This window comes from Weissella soli (genome assembly GCF_001761545.1).
Classification (GTDB): domain Bacteria; phylum Bacillota; class Bacilli; order Lactobacillales; family Lactobacillaceae; genus Weissella; species Weissella soli.
In genome coordinates this window covers 61,101-84,979 of record NZ_CP017326.1, presented here as the reverse complement: position 1 = coordinate 84,979, position 23,879 = coordinate 61,101, and the positions used below count along the sequence as shown (strand labels likewise).

The following is a 23,879-nucleotide window of genomic DNA, read 5'->3' as shown; positions in this document are numbered from 1 at the left end:
ATTTAGATAGCTGTATCTATTGTACCCTACTTTATATCCTGGTTAAATCAACGTACCGATACTAAAAAGCTACGCATCATGATGATACGTAGCTTTGTAATTAGTTAAAAAGGGCGTATACCGCAGCTTGTTCAGCCGCAATCAAAGCGACACGCGCCGCAATGACATTGGTGTCCATTTCAATTTCGCGTGTTAACCCTGGTTGGGCTAACTTTGGCTCAAAGAATTCCTTGAATTCTGCCAAACGTACTGGTGTCTTGAAGGTCCGGGCCAGCATGGTGATGTATGACGTAAATGACATGTCACCACCCAAAGTGTCTTCAATCCAAGCCCATTCCGTACGCAACCAATCCCAAATTGGTTGTTCACCAACTGGATTATTCAACAAACCGGTTGCCCAACCCCGCAAGTCTTGGGGCTTGATGACGGTATTATCCTTAAAGACTGTCAGCAGTTCAGCGATGGCGGTTGGATCTTCAACACTCGTCAACCCAGCGCGCAAATGCATTTGATAGCTAGTATCCGGAGTAGCCTGGTACGCTTGTAACAGCTTATCAAACAAGGCCTTAGAATAATATTGTTTAACTTCATTTTTCAATACCAGACCACGGACATCAGCTGGCAAAGCTTGCAAATTATCAGCATATCGTTCATACAAGGCATGGGCTTGAGCTTGTTCAGCTGGTACTTCTGCCAACAAGGCCGCACTCAATACCTCTGGTCGCAACAACACATCATCATTGGAATCAGTCGCTTGCTTTTCCCAACCCAAACGTGCCACATTGAATGCCGTCAATTTCGCAACCAAGGCTTGGAAACGCCCATACTCTGGGGTACCTGGCGTGAAGAACACCTTGAGTGCATCCACAATCTCTAACAAGGCTTCGTTCACAATCCGTGAGCTGTCCGTTGCAAAACGTTCCAACAAGGGCACCACTTCAGCATACGAAATCCGTTGTGCTTGTGCCAAGTACCGCAAGTCTTTCAAAATTTGCAACTTATCACCGGTGAGCAATTCCTCAGGGTGCGCCAAAATATCATGCAAAATCCGCTTGTCATACTGGACAACCACGTGCGTGGCATCATCCACGTTAACGCGGAATGGTACGGCTGCTTGATCACGCAATTGGGTATAATTTGGGATCTTTAATTCGGTCGTAGCCAAAATTTCGGGAACCGCCATGTAATTTGAGTTCAATGGTACCTGCCACAAACGATGCTGATCGACATGGTCGCCAATGAAAAATTGTTCTTGACGGATCACCAATTGATTGGCTTCCTCGGCCACGGAAAGCACTGGGTAGCCTGGTTGATCAAGCCATGTTTGCATGATCGCAGTAACATCATAATCAGTTACCGCACCAAGTTCTGCCCATAAATCAGCCCCCTGTGCATTGCCATATTGGTGCTTAGCAAAGTAATTCTTCAATCCCTTACGTAAGGCGGCATCCCCAATCAACTTACGCAACATCACCAATAACCGGGCACCCTTGGCGTAGACGATCGCTGCATCAAACAATGTATCGATTTCTTCAGGATAGTTAACCGCAACGTGGACTGACTGCACCCCATCAGTGGCATCCCGTGACAATGACATCGGAATTTCCGTCGTCCGGAAACTATCCCAGATGTGCCAATCCGGCTCCAAAGCGTCAATCGCAACATACTCCATCATGTTGGCAAATGATTCATTCAACCACAAATCATCCCACCATTGCATGGTCACTAAGTCACCAAACCACTGGTGGGCTAATTCATGGGCGATCACAGTGGCGACCCCTTGTTGCATACTCAATGGTGTACTTTCTGAATCAACCAGGAGATATACTTCACGATAAGTCACTAAGCCCCAGTTTTCCATCGCACCGGCCGAAAAATCTGGTAAGGCCAACTGCCAAGAGTGTGGCAATGGATAGGGTGTTTGATAATAATCTTCATAAAATTCAATTGAGCGCTTCGCAATATCAAGTGCAAAGTCTAATTCTGCTGGTTGATGCGCCTTAGTACTATAGACCCCCACCTCAACCCCCGATGTGGTTTTGGTCCGCTTCGCTTGCAAATCACCAAAGGCAAACGCAACCAAATAAGTTGACATACGGCGCGTCTCTTCAAAGTAGTGCACACCCGCCTCAACTTTCACTTCGGGCATGTTACCTAAGACTGTTTCACCGGGCTCCTCATCAAAACTCAAAGCCAACGTGAAGGTTGCCTTCGCCTCTGGCTCATCCACACTTGGGAAGGCCTGACGAGCAAAATTAGTTTCAAATTGGGTACCAATAATTGACTTTCGTTCACCGTTCAACTCGTAAAATGATGGGTAAATACCCATCATTTTATCTGTTAAGGGTGCTGTATAATCCAAAACAATCGCCACCCGTCCAGTAGCTGGTACAGTGATGGCAATTTCATCATTGGCTGGTGTCACGACAAATTCAGCGGGTGTCAAAACACCGGTACCTTCGTCTAATAGTTGGACGGCACTGACTGTCAAGTCATGCTCGTGCACTTTCACAGTGGTGTTCTTTGCTTCACCGTAAATTGTCGTCGTCCCAGCAATCACCTTTGTTTCACGATTAATATCAATCCGTAAATCGTAATGTGCTGGCACAAATGTTTCAATAAATCGTGCTACCCCTGCCATGTATCTGTCTCCGCTTCTATTTTCATTCGATGTTAATAATTATACACCAATATTAAAAAAAAATTAGAGCCACAAAAAGGCAGCCTGGTGTAAACCACCAAACTGCCCAGTGTTCTCATCATATCAACATTGACTTTTAAACATGCGGTTACTGATACCGGTTTATTTAACGCACCCTCAACCGATGCTTAGATGACAATACCGTTAGTGTGATCAATTTCATGTTGAATAATTTCTGCCATAAAACCAGTGAATTTGGCCCGTTGCGCCTTGAATTGAGGATCTTGCCACGTGACTTCAATCTGTCGAAAACGTTGCACTTCGCGCGTCCCATCCAACGATAAACAGCCCTCTTCAGTACTATATTTACCGGACATTTTTGTAATCACTGGATTGTACATCAGCAGCGTCTGACCAACGTCACTGGCTACAATGATCCGCTTATTCTGGCCAATCATGTTGGCTGCCAACCCCACGGCTGACTGCGCATGACTTATCAATGTATCCAGTAGATTTTGACCAACTGCACTATCTAAAATAGTCGCGTCAGTCGCAGGTGTAAAAATAGCCGTGCCCCGCACAATTTGCTGTTCCATCTGAAGCACCCCAATTAAGCAAAGTAGGCTTTGAGCGCGTCCACCTTATCCAAACGCTCCCATGGTAAGTCCAACTCTGGTCGACCAAAGTGACCATATACCGCGGTGGCTTCATAACGTGGCTTACGCAGGTCAAGATCGCGAATAATACCAGCTGGCCGCAATTCAAAGAGTTCACGAATCGCAGTCACTAAATCAGCTTCTGGTACCTTGCCTGTCCCAAACGTTTCAACATTAATTGAAACAGGGGCGGCCACGCCAATCGCATACGCCACTTGGATTTCAACACGGTCAGCCAAGCCAGCAGCGACGATGTTTTTAGCAATGTATCGCGTTGCATATGCTGCGGAACGATCGACCTTAGTCGCATCCTTACCAGAGAACGCACCACCACCATGGCGCGCATAACCACCATAGGTATCAACGATAATTTTACGGCCAGTCATCCCAGCATCACCCTTGGGTCCGCCAATCACGAAGCGACCCGTTGGATTGATATAGTAACGTGTATTTTCATCGACCAGTGCTTGTGGTAACACTTGATCAATAATTTCGCGTTGCACATCCGACCGCAGTTGTTCCAAAGTGATTGTATCTCGGTGCTGTGTTGACAAGACGACTGCATCAATCCGGGTGGCCCGATCATGTTCATCCAATTCGACCGTCACTTGGGCCTTAGCATCTGGCAATAGGTAATTCAGGGTACCTGCACGTCGGACCTCAGCTTGTTTTTTCATCAATCGATGTGACAGGACAACTGACAATGGCAAATATTCTGATGTTTCGTTAGTTGCAAAACCAAACATCAGACCTTGATCACCAGCACCAATCTCATCAAGCGGATCGGCACCACCAACTTCACGTTGCTCAATGGCTGAATCAACCCCCTGCGCAATGTCAGGTGATTGTTCATCAATGGTCACCGCCACATGAATATCGTCAGCTAAGAAGCCAGCATCTGGATCGTCATAACCGATGCGCTTCAAAGTGTTCCGCACAATCTGGTTGATATTAATGTAAGCCGTGGTTGATAATTCTCCAAAGACGTTAACATATCCTGTGGTCACCGAAGTTTCAATCGCTGTCCGGGCCTGTGGATCTTGCGCTAAGATAGCATCCAACAAGGCATCTGAAATTTGGTCAGAGACCTTATCTGGGTGTCCCTCGGAAACTGATTCTGATGTAAATAGACGTTTTTCTGACATAGCTCGCTCCTCGTGTAATAAAAATATTAAGCAAAAAAACAGACCGACATACTTAATAGGCAGCATGTCGGTCTGTTTGACGCAATTAGTGCCTATCTGCTAGAAGTTACCACATCGCCCAATTTGGGTACGCTGGCGTCAGATCATCGGGTCTAGTCCCTCCCTGAACTCTTGATAGGATATCGATTTAATTTTAACATCTATTAGTATAGAGGTGATTCTACAGATGTGCAAGTGAATTCTTCTATATTTTGCTTAAGTTATCCTCGCAGTATCTTGTACGACTGGTGACAATGCTATAATATGCAAGAATAATTCAATAGAAAAGCAAAGGACCTCCCTTATGAATTCAGAACAATATACTTCACGCAGTCATCGTACGACGTTCAAACCCAAGAAGTCGCACAGCACTTTGAAAACGGTGCTGACCACTCTGGGGGTACTCCTCGCTGTGGTCGCAATCGCTCTGGGTGCCCTTGGTTTCAAGGTATACAGCGATGCTAAGACGGCCGTTAACGCTGCCCAAGATCCTAAGGCGAGCTCCATTTCAGTCACCACAGCTGACTTTGCGAACAAAGATCCGTTTACAACCCTGATCGTCGGTACTGACACAGTTGCCGGTCAGAAAGTAGCCACGACCATTGTCTTAGCGGCTATCAACCCAACAACGAAAAAAACCACCTTCTTAAATATCGCGCCGGACATTATCATGAGTGATGAAAAAACAACTTTTGCCCAATTCTATCGTGAGCAAGGGTTGCAAGCAACCATCAATAAATTGCAATCCCTGTTTAATGTCAAAATTAATAAATACGCGCTGCTTGATATGAATATGTTAGGTAGCTTGACACAAGCAACTGGCGGAGTTGCAGTGGAAAATGCTACGACATTTTCAGCTGATGGCTACTCATTTAATGTGGGTACTTTAAACCTGAAGACAACAGCCAAAACAAACGCCTATCTTGATTATCGTGAGACGGATACGGAAGACAGTTTCTTGACCCGTCAGCAGGGTGTGGGGATGGCATTGCTGGATAATTTGAAGCAACCTAAAATCTTAGTGACCCATTACTCAGCCATCTTAGACACTCTGAGTGCCAATGTGAAGACCAATATTACGTTTGCTGATAGCCGAACAATTGCTCGAAATTACTATCAAGCACTGCAAACGACGACTAAAATCAATCTTCACACCAACACTGATAAGAGTACCGGTGTGGCGATTAAGTCGTTAAATACCACTAAAGCTGCCAAAGCCGGTCAGACATTTAACGAAGCGCTAGCCAATTAGTACAACCCTAATTGCCCAAATAAAAAACACGTTCCATGTGCTGTCCCCAAAGTTACGCTAACTTGGGAGCCAGTACAAAACCGAACGTGTTTTTTATTTTAGTACGATGAAATCGGGTACTGATCGATCATCTTCACTCGCCCACTTCTCATCACCATTATATGATAATTGCGATGAGCCACCACCATCCATGATGATCAAGTTTTGTAGATTTAAATCCGCTAATTGCGCCATTACTTTTGGATAGGTAACTGCATGTAAGGTCACAATCAAATAAATATTATTATTCAAATCCGTACCAATCAAACTATGATACTTCCAGTTCAAACTACCATCATTCGCGTAAGTTTTACCATTTTTAATAACAATCGACCCAAAACTAAAACTCATTTCACCACCATTGTTAATAATGGTTTGGGCAGAAGTTGCATCACTATAGAGCTTAGTTGAGCCATCTTTGTTGACCACAAAGGCATTACGTCCATAGCTGCCCGATGACCAATCACTGATTAGCGTGCCACGATTAATTTGCAACCCGATCGGCGCATAGGTTTGCATGTTGAACCCAGACGTATTCATAATCAATGACTTAGGATACTTAGCCATCATTGTATCCATACTCTGCGGTGCGGTCGTCAGCGATGTCACGGTCTTTAAAATTTTAGGATTGTGAATGCGGTAGATAACCAAATCTGCCGTCGACAAGTCCTGCACTTTCTTGTTAACCTTACCAGTTGAAACAACTTGTACCCACTCGGTACCGTCATTGTTCAAGGTAATGCCAGCTTTTGCATCTGCCGTCTTACTTTTTGTTTTAATCGCATTAGTACTATTAGCAGATTCTGCGGTTGTACCAAAGAACTTGTTGTAGGCGTAATAACCACCTGCGCCAATGATTCCTAGAAAAACCACGATCGTTACGATAACTGTCATCGCACGCTTCATATTCTATAACTCCTCTTTTATCCATTAGTCTAAAGTATATCAAAAAACAGCGTGACGTGTCGATCATAGCCATGCCGCAGTGGAATTTGACTACTAACTAGCCGAACAGACTAAAGATGAAATTCATGACCAATACTATTAGTGTTACCCCGATCACAACGGCATGCCCCCGCCGATACATATTAAGCATGGCAACATATTCACGAATAAACGCGTTAAACCTGAAATGCCGTGGGGTATAACTGCCATAGCCGTGCGCGTCAATCTGCAAAAAATGCGCTTGGATGACGGCCCGGAAAACATGATATTCACTCGTAAAGAAGACAAAATGGTGCACCCTACCTTGGCTATGTGCCTGAATTTTCTGAATACTAAACCGCATATTCTCGCGGGTCGTCGTACTTTGATCTTCAAGCATAGTAAATTCGACTGGATAACCAAATTTTTCAACCGCATAGGCCTGCATTGCCTGAGCTTCAGAAGGGCGATCGTTACCCCCTTTACCACCAGAAAAGATAATGATAGGGTAACGTTGATGGCGCACAACGTAAGCTTTCGCTGCATCAACCGCTAACTTGATCCGGTTGCCTAACTGTTTGCTAACTTTATGGCCGCCAATTAATCCCGCACCAAGCACCACATAGTAGGCACTATCTAACTGTCTAGTTAGATGGTCATAGACAATTGCGCCCACGAGGAAAATAAGAAACAGCGTGAAAAAATAGTTTGCTAAAAAGATAATCCCCAAGTTCATCAGGTTTACGGGACCGTTTTTGATAAAGAAGGGCCCATAAAACTGCAACAAACCAAACACTACCATAAATATTGGCAATAATAAATTAGCAAGTGTATGGTATCGCTTACGCCAAAGTTGCCATGAATAATAGGCTCCATACAGATTGAAAAGGAGTGAGAACAGTAAAAACAAACCGGCTATGGCGGCGCCCGCAATCAGTATCCCGTTTGTAAGCCACGACCAAGCTAATTCTTTAGCCAGTATGAACAACAAACTATTAGCTAATAACACACTCATCAATGCCACTGCAAGGGTCCAAAATCCTAGCCAAATGGTTCGTGGTTCAATTTTTATTGTCCGATAAAGCATGCCCACGGCGAGCACTTCAACCGGTAATATGATTAATAGACTGATCATAATGAATGCCTCCTCACAAATCATTGCGATGGTTAGCTTTTCAAGGTTAATCGGACCTGCCATCAAAAAAGTTCAATCACGTGAGATCGAACTTGATTCATACTGTATCATGGTTGCCTTAAATAACGTCACACTAAAAATGATGCAACCACGGAAACAGCTAACGTGATACTCATGATAGTATCTAGATTATCTCGATAATATCGATTTTCCCTAATCTTGTCAATTAAGCAACAAAAAGAGCTACCTCCATACGGAAGTAGCTCTTTAAGTTCAAAAAACTAATCTTACAAGTTCATTGAGTTTTCAATATCAGCGATTGAAGGGATCTTTGAACCTTCTTCAGTTGCAACTACCACAGGGTCAGCTACAACTTCTGGCTTAACTTGACGGTATTCCGTCATACCAGTACCGGCAGGAATCAACTTACCGATAATAACGTTCTCCTTCAAACCAACCAATGGATCGTTCTTTCCACGGATCGCAGCATCGGTCAAGACACGTGTCGTCTCTTGGAAGGATGCGGCTGACAAGAATGAATTCGTCTCCAATGAAGCCTTAGTGATACCAAGCAAAACTGGACGTGCCGTTGCAGGCAAACCACCGTTCAACAAAGTTTCCTTATTGGCGTCACGGAATTGCGCGATATCCATCAAAGTACCAGGCAACAAATCAGTCTCACCTGGATCCATGACACGAACCTTACGCAACATTTGACGAGCCATAACTTCGATGTGCTTGTCAGAAATTTCAATACCTTGTAAACGGTAAACTTGTTGTACTGAACGCACAATGTAGTTTTCAGTTGCCAAAGTATCACGCACTTGAATCAATTCCTTAGGATCGATAGAACCATCGTTAATTTCAGTTCCACGGTGAATGTGATCACCTTCAGCAACCTTCATACGAGAATTGATTGGTAGTGTGTAAACTTCTTCATCACCATTACCAACAATCTTAACTTCCTTAGTACGATCAGCTGGGTTTTCTTCGATAGAAACAACTTCACCTGTGACCTTAGAAATTTCAGCACGTCCCTTAGGGTTACGAGCTTCAAAGATTTCCTGGACACGAGGAAGACCCATCGTGATGTCAGCACCACCGGCAACACCACCCGTGTGGAAGTTACGCATTGTCAATTGTGTACCAGGTTCACCGATTGATTGAGCAGCAACAGTTCCGACAGCTTCACCAACTTCAACGATGTCACCAGTGGCCAAGTTACGACCATAGTCAAACACACAGACACCGTGTTCAGTATTACAAGTAAAGGCTGAACGAATATTAACCGTTGTAATGCCGGCAGCGATGATCCGCTTTGCTGTATCTTCATCGATCATGCCGTTGTGTGCAACGATAACTTCACCAGTAGTTGGGTCGATAACTGCCTTTTGAGCATAACGTCCCAAGATACGGTCGTACAATGATTCGATCACTTCATTACCGTTCATGATTGCGGAAACATCCAAACCACGATCAGTACCACAGTCAATCTCACGAATGATAACGTCTTGCGCAACGTCAACCAAACGACGCGTCAAGTAACCTGAGTCGGCCGTCTTCAAGGCCGTGTCAGTCATACCCTTACGAGCTCCGTGAGTTGAGAAGAACATTTCCAACACTGACAAACCTTCACGGAAGTTAGCGATGATAGGCAATTCCATGATCTTACCATTAGGCGCAGCCATCAAGCCACGCATACCAGCAAGTTGGGTAAAGTTAGAGATGTTACCACGAGCCCCTGAGTCAGACATCATGAAGATGTTATTGTCAGGTTCAAATGACTTGATCAATTCGTCAGTTACATCATCCTTAGCCTTGTTCCAGATGTCGATAACACGGGCATAACGCTCGTCATCAGTAATCAATCCACGACGGAATTGCTTTGCGACAGCTGCAACTTGCTTGTGTGCTTCGGTGACAATCATTGTCTTTGTCTCACCCAAGTCAGTCACGTCGGCAACACCGACGGTCAAACCTGACTTAGTTGATTCGTCATATCCCAAGTCCTTCATCCGGTCCAATAGCAATGACGTTTCAGTAACTTTATATTGCTTGTAGACTTCAGCGATGATATCTGAGAGATAACCCTTCTTAAATGGCGCCACGATGCTATTGTTAGCTAGATACTCGCGGATGTCTTGTCCGGGCTCCAAGAAGAACTTGTCGTCAGTACCATGTAAATTAGCTTCAGTTGGTTCATTCAAGTATGGGAACCCGATTGGCAAGATGTCGTTAAAGAACAACTTACCAACTGTTGTTACCATAATGCGGTTACGTTGTTCAGGTGTGAATGGCTTTGTATCAGGGAATGATGATGTTTGAACACCCACACGTGTGTGCAAGTGCACATACTTGTTTTGGAACGCAGTCCGCGCTTCGTTGATGTCCTTAAAGATCATGCCTTCACCTTCACGGCCGGCTTCTTCAGTAGTTAGGTAGTAGTTACCGATAACCATGTCTTGAGAAGGGGCAACGATTGGTGTTCCATCCTTAGGTGCCAAGATGTGACCTGCAGCAAGCATCAGCAAACGTGCTTCGGCTTGAGCTTCATCTGACAAAGGCACGTGAATGGCCATTTGGTCACCGTCGAAATCGGCGTTATAGGCTTCTGTAACCAGTGGGTGCAAACGCATCGCCTTACCTGAAACCAAGACAGGCTCAAACGCTTGAATTCCCAAACGGTGCAACGTTGGCGCACGGTTCAAAAGAACTGGGTGCTCCTTGATAACGTCTTCCAAAACGTCCATAACATCTTCGTCACGGTCATCGATCTTACGCTTAGCCGCACGGATATTGGCAGCCAAATCACGCTTGATCAACTCACGCATCAAGAATGGCTTGAATAACTCCAAAGCCATTGGACGTGGCAAGCCCATTTGGTTCATCTTCAAGAATGGACCAACGTCGATAACTGAACGACCTGAATAGTCAACACGCTTACCAAGCAAGTTTTGACGGAAACGTCCTTGCTTACCCTTCAACATGTGTGACAATGACTTCAATGGCCGGTTACCTGGACCAGTAACTGGACGGCCACGACGACCGTTATCAATCAAAGCGTCAACCGCTTCTTGCAACATACGCTTTTCGTTTTGCACGATGATACCAGGTGCATTCAACTCTAACAAACGTTTCAAACGGTTGTTACGGTTGATTACTCGACGGTACAAGTCGTTCAAATCTGAAGTTGCAAAACGGCCACCTTCTAATTGCACCATAGGACGCAAATCAGGAGGAATAATTGGGATAACATCCAAAACCATCCATTCTGGTTTGTTACCAGAAACAACGAAGGCTTCAATGATGTCCAAACGACGTACTGAACGCACACGCTTTTGGCCAGTGGCCTCGCGCAATTGTGCTTTAAGTTCTTCAACTTCCTTTTCAAGGTCAACATTTGCCAACAACGTTTGGACAGCTTCTGCACCCATACCAGCTTCAAAGGCAGTACCATATTGGGCCTTCAACTCACGGTATTCACGTTCTGACAATAATTGCTTTTCTTGAAGTGGTGTGTCACCTGACTTAGTAACCACGTATGATGCGAAGTAGATAACTTCTTCCAATGAACGTGGTGACATGTCCAAGACCAATCCCATACGTGATGGGATTCCCTTGAAGTACCAGATATGTGAAACGGGAGCGGCCAACTCGATGTGACCCATACGCTCACGGCGTACCTTAGATGAAGTTACTTCGACTCCACAACGGTCACAAACGATACCCTTATAACGGATACGCTTGTACTTACCACACGCACATTCGTAGTCTTTTGTTGGACCAAAAATGCGTTCATCAAACAAACCGTCTTTTTCGGGCTTGAGTGTACGGTAGTTGATTGTCTCAGGCTTCTTAACTTCACCATACGACCAGCTGCGAATCTTGTCTGGCGATGCTAGACCGATTTGCATGCTTTCAAACTTATTGACATCAATCAATGGTTTGACCCCTTTCCATAGGTTCCTATATTCCAAATAACGGTTCCCCGTTACATAACAACAAAGAAGTCCAGTAGGACACTTCTTCCACACCACTAGTTCACTAGGACTAGCGTTAAGTACCCTTGATCGAACTGATCCGTTGCACTTAACGCTAACCTAGCAAACTAGATTAGTGTTTAATTTTTATTTTTCAACTGAACCAGTCGTTGGGGCTGATTCATCAGTGTTGTTGAATTCTTCTGCCAAACGTTGCGCTTGTGCAGTAGCGGCTTCGATATTGATAACTGAGTCATCTTCATCCATGTCGCGCAATTCAATTTCACGATCGTCAATATCCAAGACCTTCATGTCCAAACCAAGCGCTTGCAATTCCTTCACAAGCACACGGAATGACTCAGGTACCCCTGGCTTAGGAATTTGTTCACCCTTAACAATCGCCTCAAATGTCTTCGTACGTCCGACAACGTCATCTGACTTATAAGTCAGAATTTCTTGCAACGTATGTGCGGCACCATAGGCTTCAAGGGCCCAAACTTCCATTTCACCGAAACGTTGACCACCGAATTGAGCCTTACCACCCAATGGTTGTTGTGTAACCAATGAGTAAGGTCCAATTGAACGGGCGTGCATCTTGTCGTCAACCATGTGGGCCAACTTCATGTAATGCATAATACCCACGGCAACACGCTTATCGAAGGCTTCACCAGTACGACCATCATACAAGACAGACTTTCCATCAGCTGGCAAACCAGCTTCCTTCAAGGCTGCCCAGATATCCGTGTCACGAGCACCGTCAAAGACTGGAGATGAAATGTGAATGCCCAGCTCACGCGCAGCCATTCCCAAGTGCAATTCCAAAACTTGACCGATGTTCATACGTGATGGCACACCCATTGGTGACAACATAATGTCGATAGGTGTTCCATCTGGCATGAATGGCATGTCTTCTGAAGGAACAATGACAGAAACGGTACCCTTGTTACCATGACGACCGGCCATCTTGTCACCGACTTGAATCTTACGACGTTGTGCAATGTAGACACGAACCATCATGTTAACACCTGGAGACAATTCATCACCATTTTCACGAGTGAAGATACGGACGTCTTGAACGACACCGCCACCACCGTGAGGAACACGCAATGACGTGTCACGAACTTCACGCGCCTTCTCACCAAAGATGGCATGTAGCAAACGCTCTTCAGCTGATAGTTCGGTTACTCCCTTAGGGGTTACCTTACCAACCAAAATGTCACCATCTTCAACTTCAGCACCGATGCGGATGATACCGCGCTCGTCCAAATCCTTCAATTGCTTCTCACCAGTGTTTGGCAATTCGCGAGTGAATTCTTCAGGGCCAAGCTTTGTATCACGCGCCTCCGATTCATATTCCTCAATGTGAATTGAAGTATAAACGTCATCACGGATCAAACGTTCATTGATGATGATGGCATCTTCGAAGTTATATCCTTGCCAAGTCATGAAGGCAATTAATGGGTTTTGACCCAAGGCCAATTCACCTTGTTCCATTGCTGGTCCATCAGCCAAAACTTCATCTTCATCAACAGCATCCCCAACCTTAACGATTGGCCGTTGGTTATAGTTCTTACCAGCGTTTGAACGACGGAACTTCATCAACTTGTAGTTATCCAAAGAACCATCTTCACGACGAACGCGAATTTCACGACCGTCAACGTATTCAACCGTACCTGGGTGGGCAGCGATGATCGCAACACCCGCGTCGTGGGCAGCCTTATATTCGATACCAGTACCAATCAATGGTGCATGTGGATCAACCAAAGGAACCGCTTGACGTTGCATGTTAGCACCCATCAAGGCACGATTTGAGTCGTCGTTTTCCAAGAAAGGAATCGCAGCCGTGGCAACGGCAACCATTTGCTTAGGCGAAACGTCCATGTAGTCAACCTTATCGATTGAAACTTCGATGTTTTCTTCACCTTCACGAGCCAAAACAGTCTCGGTAGCAAAAGAACCATCGTCATTCAAAACTGAGTTACCTTGCGCAACGATGTAGTTATCTTCTTCATCGGCGGTTAGGTAATCAATCTTGTTGGTAACTTTATGATCTTCCCATGAAACACGACGGTATGGTGTCTCAATGAAACCGTACTTGTTAACACGGCCATAAGTTGCCAATGAATTAATCAACCCGATGTTAGGTCCTTCAGGCGTTTCGATTGGATCCATACGACCATAGTGCGTATAGTGAACATCTCGAACTTCGAATCCGGCACGATCACGAGTCAATCCACCAGGTCCAAGGGCTGAAAGACGACGCTTGTTCGTCAATTCTCCCAAAGGATTCGTTTGGTCCATGAATTGTGACAATTGTGATGAACCGAAGAATTCCTTAACAGCCGCCACAACCGGACGGATGTTAATTAATTGTTGTGGTGTGATAGTGTCCGAATCGTTGGTCGTCATACGATCACGAACAACACGCTCCATTCGGCTCAAACCAATCCGGAATGTGTTTTGCAACAATTCACCGACACGACGGATACGACGATTACCCAAGTGGTCGATATCATCAGCTGAACCAATGCCCAATGGCAAGTTCAAGAAGTAATTCATACCAGCGATGATGTCAGCAGGTTGGATTGTCCGTTCCTTCGCATCAATGTGGCCATTACCAATGATTGGCAAAGCCTTTTCTGGGTCTTCAGGAGACTCAACTAAGATAGTCTGCAAAGTCATTGGTGTTGTAACAACACCTTCTTCAACTGGTGTATAAGTAGTTGTCTTGAAATCTTTGCGATCCAAATATGGTGCCAAGATGGCCATGTTCTTTTTATCAAGCACAGCGCCCTTTTCCAAGACAATTTCACCAGTTTCAGGATCAGCCAAGGTTTCAGCCAACGTCAAATCCTTCAAACGCGTCTTCAATGACAACTTCTTGTTCATCTTATAACGACCAACTGGTGCCAAATCATAACGCTTTGGATCGAAGAAACGAGCAGTCAAGAGGGAACGTGATGAATCAGCTGTCTTAGGCTCACCTGGACGCAACTTTTCGTAGATGTCCTTCAAAGCTTCTTCAACTCGTGAATCATTCGTATCCTTGTGCACGTCTTTTTCCAAAGTTAAGGCAATTGAATCATAGGCTTCTCCACCCAAGATTTGCATCACTTCTGAATCTGAACCGTATCCCAAGGCACGTACCAATTCGGTGATTGGCAACTTACGCGTACGATCGATACGAACGTAGCTTAAGCCCTTGGCATCAGTTTCATATTCCAACCATGCACCACGGTTTGGAATAAAAGTCGTGCCAAATTGTGGCCGACCATTCTTGTCCAACTCTTCGTGGTAGTACACACCAGGTGAACGAACCAATTGTGAAACGATAACACGCTCGGCTCCGTTAATGATGAAAGTTCCACCAGGAGTCATTAATGGAAAATCACCGAAGAACACATCTTGGTCTTTGATTTCACCAGTTTCATTATTAGTCAAACGTAACGTAACGTGCAGCGGAGCAGAGTAGTTTGCATCATGGTTACGTGCTTCTTCTACCGTATATTTAGGCTCCAACAACTTATAATCAACGAATTCCAATGACAACTTGCCTTGGTAATCATCGATTGGCAAAATGTCCAAGAACATTTCACGCAATCCTTCATCCAAGAACCAATTGTATGAGTCCGTTTGAATTTCAATCAAGTTAGGCAAATCAAGGACTTCCTTGATGCGCGCGTAACTACGACGAACACGGTGCTTACCGTACTTAACTAGTGTTCCTACCAAGTTTTCCACCTCACTTCGATTTGGCAAACTGTGCATCCAGGAGACAACGTTCATTTGTTACAAAATGGTTAAAAAAGGCCATTCTTGCACAAAATACCTGGTTTTTAAGTGCAAAAAAGACAACGGCAATCCCAAAAATTTTGTCATCCCGATGTCCTTTATAAAGGCTTTCGGGGACAATATTTCCCGATTACCGTTGTCTATACACAATTCAACTAACTTACATTATATGACATAAATCGCGTTATTACAACAGTTTAGCGCAGTTGATTGACTATACCAACTGTGTGATATTTAAATTTACTCGGTGACAACCGTTTTTTCTTCATTAGTGTTCTTTGGCTTGATATTAATCGTAATTTCGCCTTTTTTCGCACCAATGGTCACAATATCGTTCGTAGTAATTTTACCTGCCAACAATTCTTCACTTAACCGATCTTCAACCTTCGTCTGCAAGGCACGGCGAATTGGACGTGCCCCATACTCAGGATCAAAGCCAGCATCAGCCACTACATCAATCGCAGCGGCGGTAATTTTCACTTCGAATCCTTGGTCGGCAATTCGCTTAAGCACAGATGTCGCCATCAATTTTACAATTTGATGCAATTCTGGCTTCGTTAAACTACGGAAGACCACGACTTCATCAATTCGATTAATGAATTCTGGGCGGAAGCTTTCCTTCAACGTCTTACGCACAGTAGCATTCATGGCTTCGTAATCATCCGCATTATTCTTGGCACCGAAACCAACCGACTTCTCATCGCGAAGCCGCGTAGCCCCTAAATTCGAAGTCATGATAATAATCGTGTTCCGAAAATCAATCTTACGACCCTTAGCATCTGTCAAATAACCATCATCAAACACCTGTAACATCAAGTTATAGACATCTGGATGTGCTTTTTCCGCCTCATCCAAAAGAATGACAGAATATGGGTGACGCCGAACCTTTTCTGTTAATTGACCACCTTCATCATAGCCAACATAACCAGGCGCTGAACCAATCAAACGACTGGTTGAATATGATTCCATGTATTCTGACATATCGACACGAATCATGTTATCCTCTGAACCAAACATCGATTCAGCCAATGCCTTAGCTAGCTCAGTTTTACCAGTTCCAGTTGGTCCCAAGAACATAAAGGTTCCGATGGGCCGTGATGGATCCTTCAACCCTGAACGTGCCCGTCGAATTGAACGTGCAATGGCTGAAATTGCCTCATCTTGACCAATCACACGCTTGTGCAACTCTTTCTCAAGATTCAACAAACGTTCTTGTTCATTCTTTTCCAATTGTGTCAGTGGAATACCGGTTTGGGCAGCTACTACTTCAGTAATATCCTCAGTAGTTACTTCTAAGTCATAATGACCAGTACCGGGATTCTTTTCAACGTCTTGTAGTGCGACAAACCGATCTAACTTCTTCTTTTGCGCCATTTCCTTCTTACGAATTTGGGCTGCTAATTCAAAGTCCAATGCTTCAATCGCCGCATCCTTTTCAGCTCGTAAAGCTTGTAGCTTCTCTTCAAGTTTTGCCTTCGGTGTCTTGTGTCCAGTCTGATCAATGCGGACCTTAGCGGCAGCTTCATCCATCAAATCAATCGCCTTATCAGGCAAGAAACGATCTGCCACATAGCGCATTGAAAGCTTAACTGCTTCAATCACCGCTTCATCAGAGATGGCAACTTGATGATGTTGCTCATAGCGTGACTTCAGACCCTTTAAAATTTCGATGGCATCAGCTTCATTGGGTTCATTCACCTGCACTTGGGCAAAACGACGTTCCAAAGCTGCATCTGATTCAATATACTTTTGGTACTCATCCAGTGTTGTCGCACCAATAGTTTGCAACTCCCCACGCGCTAAGGCTGGCTTCAAAATATTTGAGGCATCAATCGCCCCTTCTGCGCCACCCGCACCGATCAAGGTATGCAACTCATCAATGAACAAAATGACTTCACCATCAGCCTGAATTTCATCAATAACTTTCTTCAACCGGTCTTCAAACTCACCACGATACTTGGTACCAGCTACTAGCGAACCCATATCAAGCATCATCAACCGCTTTTTAGCTAAATCTGCGGGGACATCCCCAGCCACAATCTTTTGGGCTAAACCTTCCGCAATCGCCGTTTTACCGACACCAGGTTCACCAACCAACACGGGGTTGTTCTTGGTACGACGCGACAAAATCTGAATTACGCGCTTCACTTCAGCCGTACGCCCAATCACTGGATCCATGTGATTTTCCCGCGCTTGTTGCGTTAAATCGCGGGCCAGACCGTCCAAGGTTGGAGTGCCTTCAACGGCTTGCTTCTTGTTACGTGTATTCTTTTCATTGCGCCGTGGATCAGCCACGCCCAATTTGCGCAAAGTGACCCGACGCATCTCTACTGGACTGGCACCTAACGCCAATAAAATACGTGATGACAAAATTGTCTCGTCCGCCAACAGAGCTAATAAGATATGCTCCGTTCCGATCCGACCATTCTTCAATTCACGGGCTTCCAGAGCTGTTTGTTCAAGAATCTCACCAGCTTTGGGCGAGTAAGGTAAGTAAGCATCCTTACCGGTACGCGCCAAGGTACCATAACCCGTGAAGCGTTCGATTTCCTCACGAATATCATCATCAGCGATATTGAATTGTTGGAGAACTTTACTGGCGATCCCATCGCGTTCAATGGCTAGCGCTAGCAATAAATGCTCAGTACCGACGGCTTGATGCCGGAATGTTTTCGCTTGTTCTTGTGCTAACACTAAAACATTTTTAGCACTTGGAGTGTATTGGTTATCCATAATCATCACTCACTTTCTACGAGGCTATCCTCATTAAATCTCATGCAAAATCTACAAACTAACTGCCGCTAGCTCATAAGTTATGTTCATTATAGCGATTGTTTCATATGATTACCATTAATTCATGGCAAAAATCTCATCATCCAAATCAATCATGACAGATAATGAAAGAAAACCATCAAGATTACTCTTGACGGTTTTCTATGAAATGCACCTAGTAGGACTCGAACCTACAACCTTCTGATTCGTAGTCAGACACTCTATCCAATTGCGCTATAGGTGCATATATTAACTTTACAACTTTCACAACTAAAAGTCGAATGCCGAGTACTGGATTCGAACCAGCGACCCCTTCATTACTAGTGAAGTGCTCTGCCAACTGAGCTAACTCGGCGACACCAAAAATAATATTTGTTGTCAAATGCGGATGACAGGAATCGAACCTGCACGCCACTAGGACACAGGAACCTAAATCCTGCGCGTCTGCCAGTTCCGCCACATCCGCATGCTTTGTCATTTCCGCTTTCGCTTTAAACAACTTTTATATCATAACAAGCTAAGAATAAAGTGTCAACACTTTTTGCCAATATATTTTTAAAAAAAATGACAACGGCACCAGACACAAGAAAACGCATACCACAAATACTGTTGGTACGCGTTTTCTGCATCATTAAATTATAGTTGATCTTCAGCAATAATTTTATCTGCGCCAAAGTAAGGACGCAAAACTTCTGGAATGGTCACCGTGCCATCCGCATTTTGGTAATTTTCCAAAATGGCGGCGACCGTACGACCGACCGCTAAGCCAGATCCGTTCAATGTGTGCACATATTGCAACTTGCCATTCTCGTCACGATACTGAATACGCGCGCGCCGTGCTTGGAAATCCTCGGTATTAGATACTGACGAAATTTCGCGATACTTATCTTGTTCGGGCATCCAAACTTCCAAATCGTGCGTTTCTGCAGCAGAAAAGCCCATGTCACCAGTCGATAACGTTAATACATGGTACGCCAAACCTAGCTTTTGCAAAATGTTTTCCGCGTGTTGCGTCATCGCTTCCAAAACTTGGTATGACTGCTCTGGTTTCGTAAATTGGACCATTTCCACCTTATTGAATTGGTGCATACGAATCAAACCACGGGTATCACGGCCAGCAGAACCAGCTTCTTCACGGAATGAAGGTGACAACGCCGTAACCGCATATGGCAACTTTTCAGCATCGATCACTTCTTCACGGAAGTAGTTTGTCAAAGGGACTTCTGCGGTCGGAATCAAGGTCATGTTTTCACCATTTCCAACGCGGTAGGCATCTTCTTCAAACTTAGGGTATTGGCCGGTACCATACATTGCTTCATATTTAACCATGTATGGCGTAATCATTTCCTTATAACCCTCTTTTTGGTGTTCATCCAACATAAAGTTATAAACGGCACGCTCTAACCGTGCGCCTTGACCAACATAGTATACGAAACGAGCACCAGAAACTTTTGCAGCGCGCTCCCAATCAAGAATTCCCAAATCTTCACCAATTTCATAGTGGGCTTTGGGCTCAAAATCAAAGGTTGGGATGTCACCCCAAACGCGCTCTTCGCGGTTTGAGTCTTCATCAGGACCTACTGGAATACCAGGGTTTGGTAAATTAGGAAAGTGAGATGCGCGTGCTTCAATGGCTGCATCGACTGTAGCAATTTGCTCATCCAAGGACTTGATGTCAGCTGAGACTTGTTGCATTTCAGCGATTACGGCTGAGGCATCCTCTTTAGCACGCTTCTTGGCACCAATTTCATCTGAAACCGTGTTACGCCGTGCTTTTAATTCTTCAGCAGCTACTAACAACTCACGCCGCTTTGCATCATCAGCTAATAAGGCTGTGACTTCTGCGGGATCCAACCCACGCGTTGCCAAGCGTTCTTTAGCTTCGTTCGCATTATTACGTAAATACTTAATGTCTAACATCATCTCACCTCTTTATTTATCACGTAACCGAAGTTCGTTAACTTTCACGTCAATTTGGGCCAAAACTGCCTGCAAATCATCTTCATTGGAAACAAAGTCATACTTGTCACCATCGATCGCCAACTTAGGTGATTTTGAATAATCCTCAAACCATGCTTTGTAACGTTGATTTAATTCCTTATAGTAATTAAACAGGGATGGATCATGATCAATTTGCTCAAAATCACGGCCCCGCTTTTGAATACGTTCAAGCATGCGGTCAAATGAGACATGAATGTAAATTAACAAATCCGGTGTTTTGACGACTGCATTTTCGGAAAAATCGACTTGTTCCATCATGTTAGACAACAGGTCACCATAAATATCAACTTCAGTCTGCGTCGTACGCTCCAAATCCGCATTTAATTGGAACAGCAACAAATCCTCATAGATTGAACGATCAATAATATTTAGCGGATTGCCTTGCGCATCCTTAATGTTTTCGATGCGCTTATTTAAAAAGTAGTTTTGCAGGAGAAAACCGTACTTCTTTGGATTCTCGTAAAACAATGGCAATACCGGATTGTCATCAACACTTTCATAATAGGCTTGTGAACCAAGGTGCTCTGCCAACAACGTAGTTAAACTCGTTTTTCCAGCGCCGATTGTTCCTGATAGTACAATCATATTTTATTCTCCGTAACTTTATTTATATCTACTATATCTTATCAAAAATCGCCGGCAGACGCTAACTGGGATTATCTAACATCAATTCTCATAGCACACATAAAAAAGGTGTTCGAAAAAATTCGAACACCTTTGGTAAACAGGCTACTTCTGTCCGGTAGCAGCTTGAATACGATTTATCGCACGCAATAGTGCTGCTTGGTTACGTTGAATCTCACGAGCATCCTGTCGATCCTTCGCCTGCTTCAAAGCCTCTTCGGCACGCTTACGAGCAGATTCAGCACGACGCACATCGATATCACCGCTCTTCTCAGCAGAGTCCGCCACAATTGTGAGCATGTTCTGTGAGAATTCAGCAAAACCACCATTGACAGCAATCAATTCGGTCATATTATTTGATTCTGACTCATCCACAACCTTCACTTCGCTAATTTCCAAAGCTGAGATTAGTGGCACGTGGTTCGCCATGATACCGACTTCACCGCCAGTTGTGTGCAACACAACTAACGTGGCAGTTTCATATTCGAAGACCACGCCATCGGGAGTCACAATTGACACCTTAATGCTGTGTTCATTCATGGCAATACCTCATTATTGAGCCAAAGTTTTGGCCTTTTCAACGACTTGTTCAATGACACCAACGTTACGGAAAGCATCTTCTGGCAAGTTATCATACTTACCTTCCAAGATTTCCTTGAATGAGCGTACCGTTTCGGCAACGGGGACATACTCACCCTGCAAACCAGTAAACGTTTCGGCAACTGAGAATGGTTGTGACAAGAAGAATTGAATACGACGTGCACGGTTAACCGTCGTCTTCTCTTCATCGGACAATTCATCCATTCCTAGAATTGAAATGATATCTTGCAGTTCACGATAACGTTGCAAAGTACGTTGGACTTCAGTCGCTACTTCATAGTGCTCAAGTCCAACAATTTCAGGTGTCAAAGCAGTTGATGTTGAAGCCAACGGGTCAACGGCTGGATAGATACCTTGTTGTGTCAAAGAACGCTCCAAGTTAGTAGTTGCGTCCAAGTGGGCGAAAGTCGTCGCTGGAGCAGGGTCAGTATAGTCATCGGCAGGCACGTAAACGGCTTGGATTGATGTAACTGAACCCTTTTGCGTTGAAGTGATCCGCTCTTGCAATTGTCCCATTTCAGTGGCCAATGTTGGTTGATACCCAACGGCTGATGGAATACGACCAAGCAAAGCTGAAACTTCTGAACCAGCTTGTGTGAAACGGAAGATGTTGTCAATGAACAACAAAACATCTTGACCATTTACATCACGGAAATGTTCCGCGATAGTCAAACCAGTTAAGGCTACACGCATTCGTGCGCCAGGTGGCTCATTCATTTGTCCATAAACCATGGCGGTTTGCTTCAAAACGCCTGAATCCATCATTTCATGGTACATGTCGTTACCTTCACGGGTACGTTCCCCGACACCAGTAAAGACTGAAATACCATTATGTCCTTGCGCAATGTTGTGAATCAATTCTTGAATCAAAACTGTCTTACCAACACCCGCACCACCGAACAAACCAATCTTTCCACCACGCACATATGGCGCCAGCAAATCGATAACTTTGATTCCAGTTTCCAGGATTTCAGTAGATGTAGCTAGTTGATCAAAAGCAGGTGCTTCACGATGGATGGGGTCTCGTGGAGCATCATCTCCAAAGGCCTCACCACCATCAATTGTTTCACCCAAAACGTTAAAGACACGACCCAACGTAGCTTCACCAACTGGCACTGAGATAGGTCCCTCAGTGTCGGTTACTTCCATACCACGTTGTAAGCCGTCAGTTGAGTCCATGGCAATCGTACGAACAACACCATCTCCCAAGGCCAACGAAACTTCGACAGTCAACTTACCCGCATCGCCCTTATCGACGACTAAAGCATTGTTGATATCAGGAATTTGGCCATCCAATGGGAATTGAACGTCAACGACTGGGCCAATGACTTGTACAACTCGTCCGGTACTCATTGTCGTTATCCTTCCTTAGTTAAAACATTTTTGTGATTGGATGACTACTCAAGGGCAGCCATACCACCAGTAATTTCTGTGATTTCAGTCGTAATTGCACTCTGACGCGCCCGGTTGTACTGTAAGCCCAACCGGTCAATCACGTCCTTCGCATTATCAGTAGCTGAACGCATCGCATTTGATGAAGCCGCGTGTTCGGCGGTCTTGGCGTCCAAAATGGCACCATAGACCAGACTTTCCGCGTACTGTGGTAACACGACAGCTAAGATTGACTCAACTGAAGGTTCCATTTCATAATCTGCATGCAAGCCAGAATCCGTCTTTTTCTCGAAACTGTCAGTCGAAACTGGCAACATCTTCTCGGCACGGAATTCATTTGAAATACGTGAAACGAAGTGATTATAAATGACCGTTAATTCGTCAAAGACTTCATTATCATACATTGATGTCACAGCCTTAACGATATCACGAACTTCTTCAAACGTTGGCACATCTGAAACACCACGATACTCGTATGCGATGTTATAACCCAACTTTTTCATGAAGTCTGCACCATTTCCACCAATTGCCAAAATCACAACTTGTTCTTTTGACAACTGATGCTCCTCAATCCGTGCTAATAATTCCTTTAGCAAGATTGAGTTATAACCACCAACCAAACCACGATCAGAAGTAATTAGTAGAAAACCAATCTTCTTAACTGGGCGTTGCTCAAGCAATGTCCCAGCAACGTTTGTGATGTGGGCCTCAGCTAAGTGGGCCACAACATCATGCAAACGATCAGCATACACATGATATTGTCCACCTTGACGTTGAATTTGACTCAACTTCGAAGTCGAAACCATTTGCATAGCTGACGTGATTTGACGCGTCTTTTTTGTAGAGGTAATACGGCGTGAGATATCTTGCAAAGAAGCTCCCATTCT

At 44.6% G+C, this 23,879-nt stretch carries 14 protein-coding genes and 3 tRNA genes; 1 reads left to right on the top strand and 16 read right to left on the bottom strand.

Translation table 11 applies throughout. From position 1 onward, the window contains the following. Positions 1 to 100 precede the first annotated feature (100 nt). The 3 genes from WSWS_RS00390 to metK all read right to left on the bottom strand — a co-directional run bounded on the left by WSWS_RS00390 (position 101) and on the right by metK (position 4,442). Positions 101 to 2,641, bottom strand: coding sequence for a M1 family metallopeptidase (locus tag WSWS_RS00390; RefSeq protein ID WP_070229404.1), 2,541 nt, complete (start codon positions 2,639 to 2,641; stop codon positions 101 to 103). Between the two features lie 188 nt (positions 2,642 to 2,829). Further along, the gene (locus WSWS_RS00385) at positions 2,830 to 3,237 is read right to left on the bottom strand and encodes a peptide deformylase (protein WP_070229403.1); all 408 of its coding nucleotides are present in this window, start codon (positions 3,235 to 3,237) and stop codon (positions 2,830 to 2,832) included. Between the two features lie 14 nt (positions 3,238 to 3,251). After that, positions 3,252 to 4,442 carry a methionine adenosyltransferase gene (gene metK / locus WSWS_RS00380; RefSeq protein WP_070229402.1) on the bottom strand — a complete coding sequence of 397 codons (1,191 nt, stop codon included), beginning with the start codon at positions 4,440 to 4,442 and terminating at the stop codon, positions 3,252 to 3,254. Positions 4,443 to 4,785: 343 nt separating this feature from the next. Here metK and WSWS_RS00375 point away from each other — a divergent pair, with 343 nt between their 5' ends. Next, positions 4,786 to 5,733, top strand: coding sequence for an LCP family glycopolymer transferase (locus tag WSWS_RS00375; protein WP_070229401.1), 948 nt, complete (start codon positions 4,786 to 4,788; stop codon positions 5,731 to 5,733). Positions 5,734 to 5,826: 93 nt separating this feature from the next. Here the strand turns inward: WSWS_RS00375 and WSWS_RS00370 are convergent, their stop codons facing one another. From WSWS_RS00370 to WSWS_RS00310, 13 genes are all read right to left on the bottom strand, one after another. After that, positions 5,827 to 6,678 (bottom strand): phosphodiester glycosidase family protein, encoded by an 852-nt coding sequence (locus tag WSWS_RS00370; RefSeq protein WP_070229400.1) that lies wholly within the window; start codon positions 6,676 to 6,678, stop codon positions 5,827 to 5,829. Positions 6,679 to 6,775: 97 nt separating this feature from the next. After that, positions 6,776 to 7,831 (bottom strand): YdcF family protein, encoded by a 1,056-nt coding sequence (locus WSWS_RS00365; RefSeq protein ID WP_070229399.1) that lies wholly within the window; start codon positions 7,829 to 7,831, stop codon positions 6,776 to 6,778. Between the two features lie 287 nt (positions 7,832 to 8,118). After that, entirely contained in the window at positions 8,119 to 11,772 is a 3,654-nt protein-coding gene (gene rpoC / locus WSWS_RS00360) for a DNA-directed RNA polymerase subunit beta' (RefSeq protein ID WP_070229398.1), read from the bottom strand. 186 nt (positions 11,773 to 11,958) lie between these two features. Further along, on the bottom strand, positions 11,959 to 15,579 hold the full coding sequence (gene rpoB, locus WSWS_RS00355; RefSeq protein ID WP_070229397.1) for a DNA-directed RNA polymerase subunit beta: 3,621 nt from the start codon (positions 15,577 to 15,579) through the stop codon (positions 11,959 to 11,961). A gap of 264 nt (positions 15,580 to 15,843) precedes the next feature. After that, entirely contained in the window at positions 15,844 to 18,336 is a 2,493-nt protein-coding gene (locus WSWS_RS00350; RefSeq protein ID WP_070229396.1) for an ATP-dependent Clp protease ATP-binding subunit, read from the bottom strand. A gap of 209 nt (positions 18,337 to 18,545) precedes the next feature. Next, positions 18,546 to 18,619, bottom strand: a tRNA-Arg gene (locus WSWS_RS00345). A gap of 38 nt (positions 18,620 to 18,657) precedes the next feature. Then, positions 18,658 to 18,730, bottom strand: a tRNA-Thr gene (locus WSWS_RS00340). Positions 18,731 to 18,758: 28 nt separating this feature from the next. Beyond that, positions 18,759 to 18,841, bottom strand: a tRNA-Leu gene (locus tag WSWS_RS00335). Positions 18,842 to 19,011: 170 nt separating this feature from the next. Beyond that, complete coding sequence (serS, locus tag WSWS_RS00330) at positions 19,012 to 20,295, bottom strand: serine--tRNA ligase (RefSeq protein WP_070229395.1); 1,284 nt, start codon at positions 20,293 to 20,295, stop codon at positions 19,012 to 19,014. A gap of 12 nt (positions 20,296 to 20,307) precedes the next feature. Further along, positions 20,308 to 20,961 (bottom strand): deoxynucleoside kinase, encoded by a 654-nt coding sequence (locus WSWS_RS00325; RefSeq protein ID WP_070229394.1) that lies wholly within the window; start codon positions 20,959 to 20,961, stop codon positions 20,308 to 20,310. Between the two features lie 144 nt (positions 20,962 to 21,105). Then, on the bottom strand, positions 21,106 to 21,546 hold the full coding sequence (locus WSWS_RS00320; protein WP_181777843.1) for a F0F1 ATP synthase subunit epsilon: 441 nt from the start codon (positions 21,544 to 21,546) through the stop codon (positions 21,106 to 21,108). Between the two features lie 6 nt (positions 21,547 to 21,552). After that, positions 21,553 to 22,953: a F0F1 ATP synthase subunit beta gene (atpD, locus tag WSWS_RS00315; RefSeq protein WP_070229392.1), complete on the bottom strand. Its 1,401-nt coding sequence runs from the start codon at positions 22,951 to 22,953 to the stop codon at positions 21,553 to 21,555. A gap of 44 nt (positions 22,954 to 22,997) precedes the next feature. Next, entirely contained in the window at positions 22,998 to 23,876 is an 879-nt protein-coding gene (locus tag WSWS_RS00310) for a F0F1 ATP synthase subunit gamma (protein WP_070229391.1), read from the bottom strand. Positions 23,877 to 23,879: the final 3 nt, after the last annotated feature.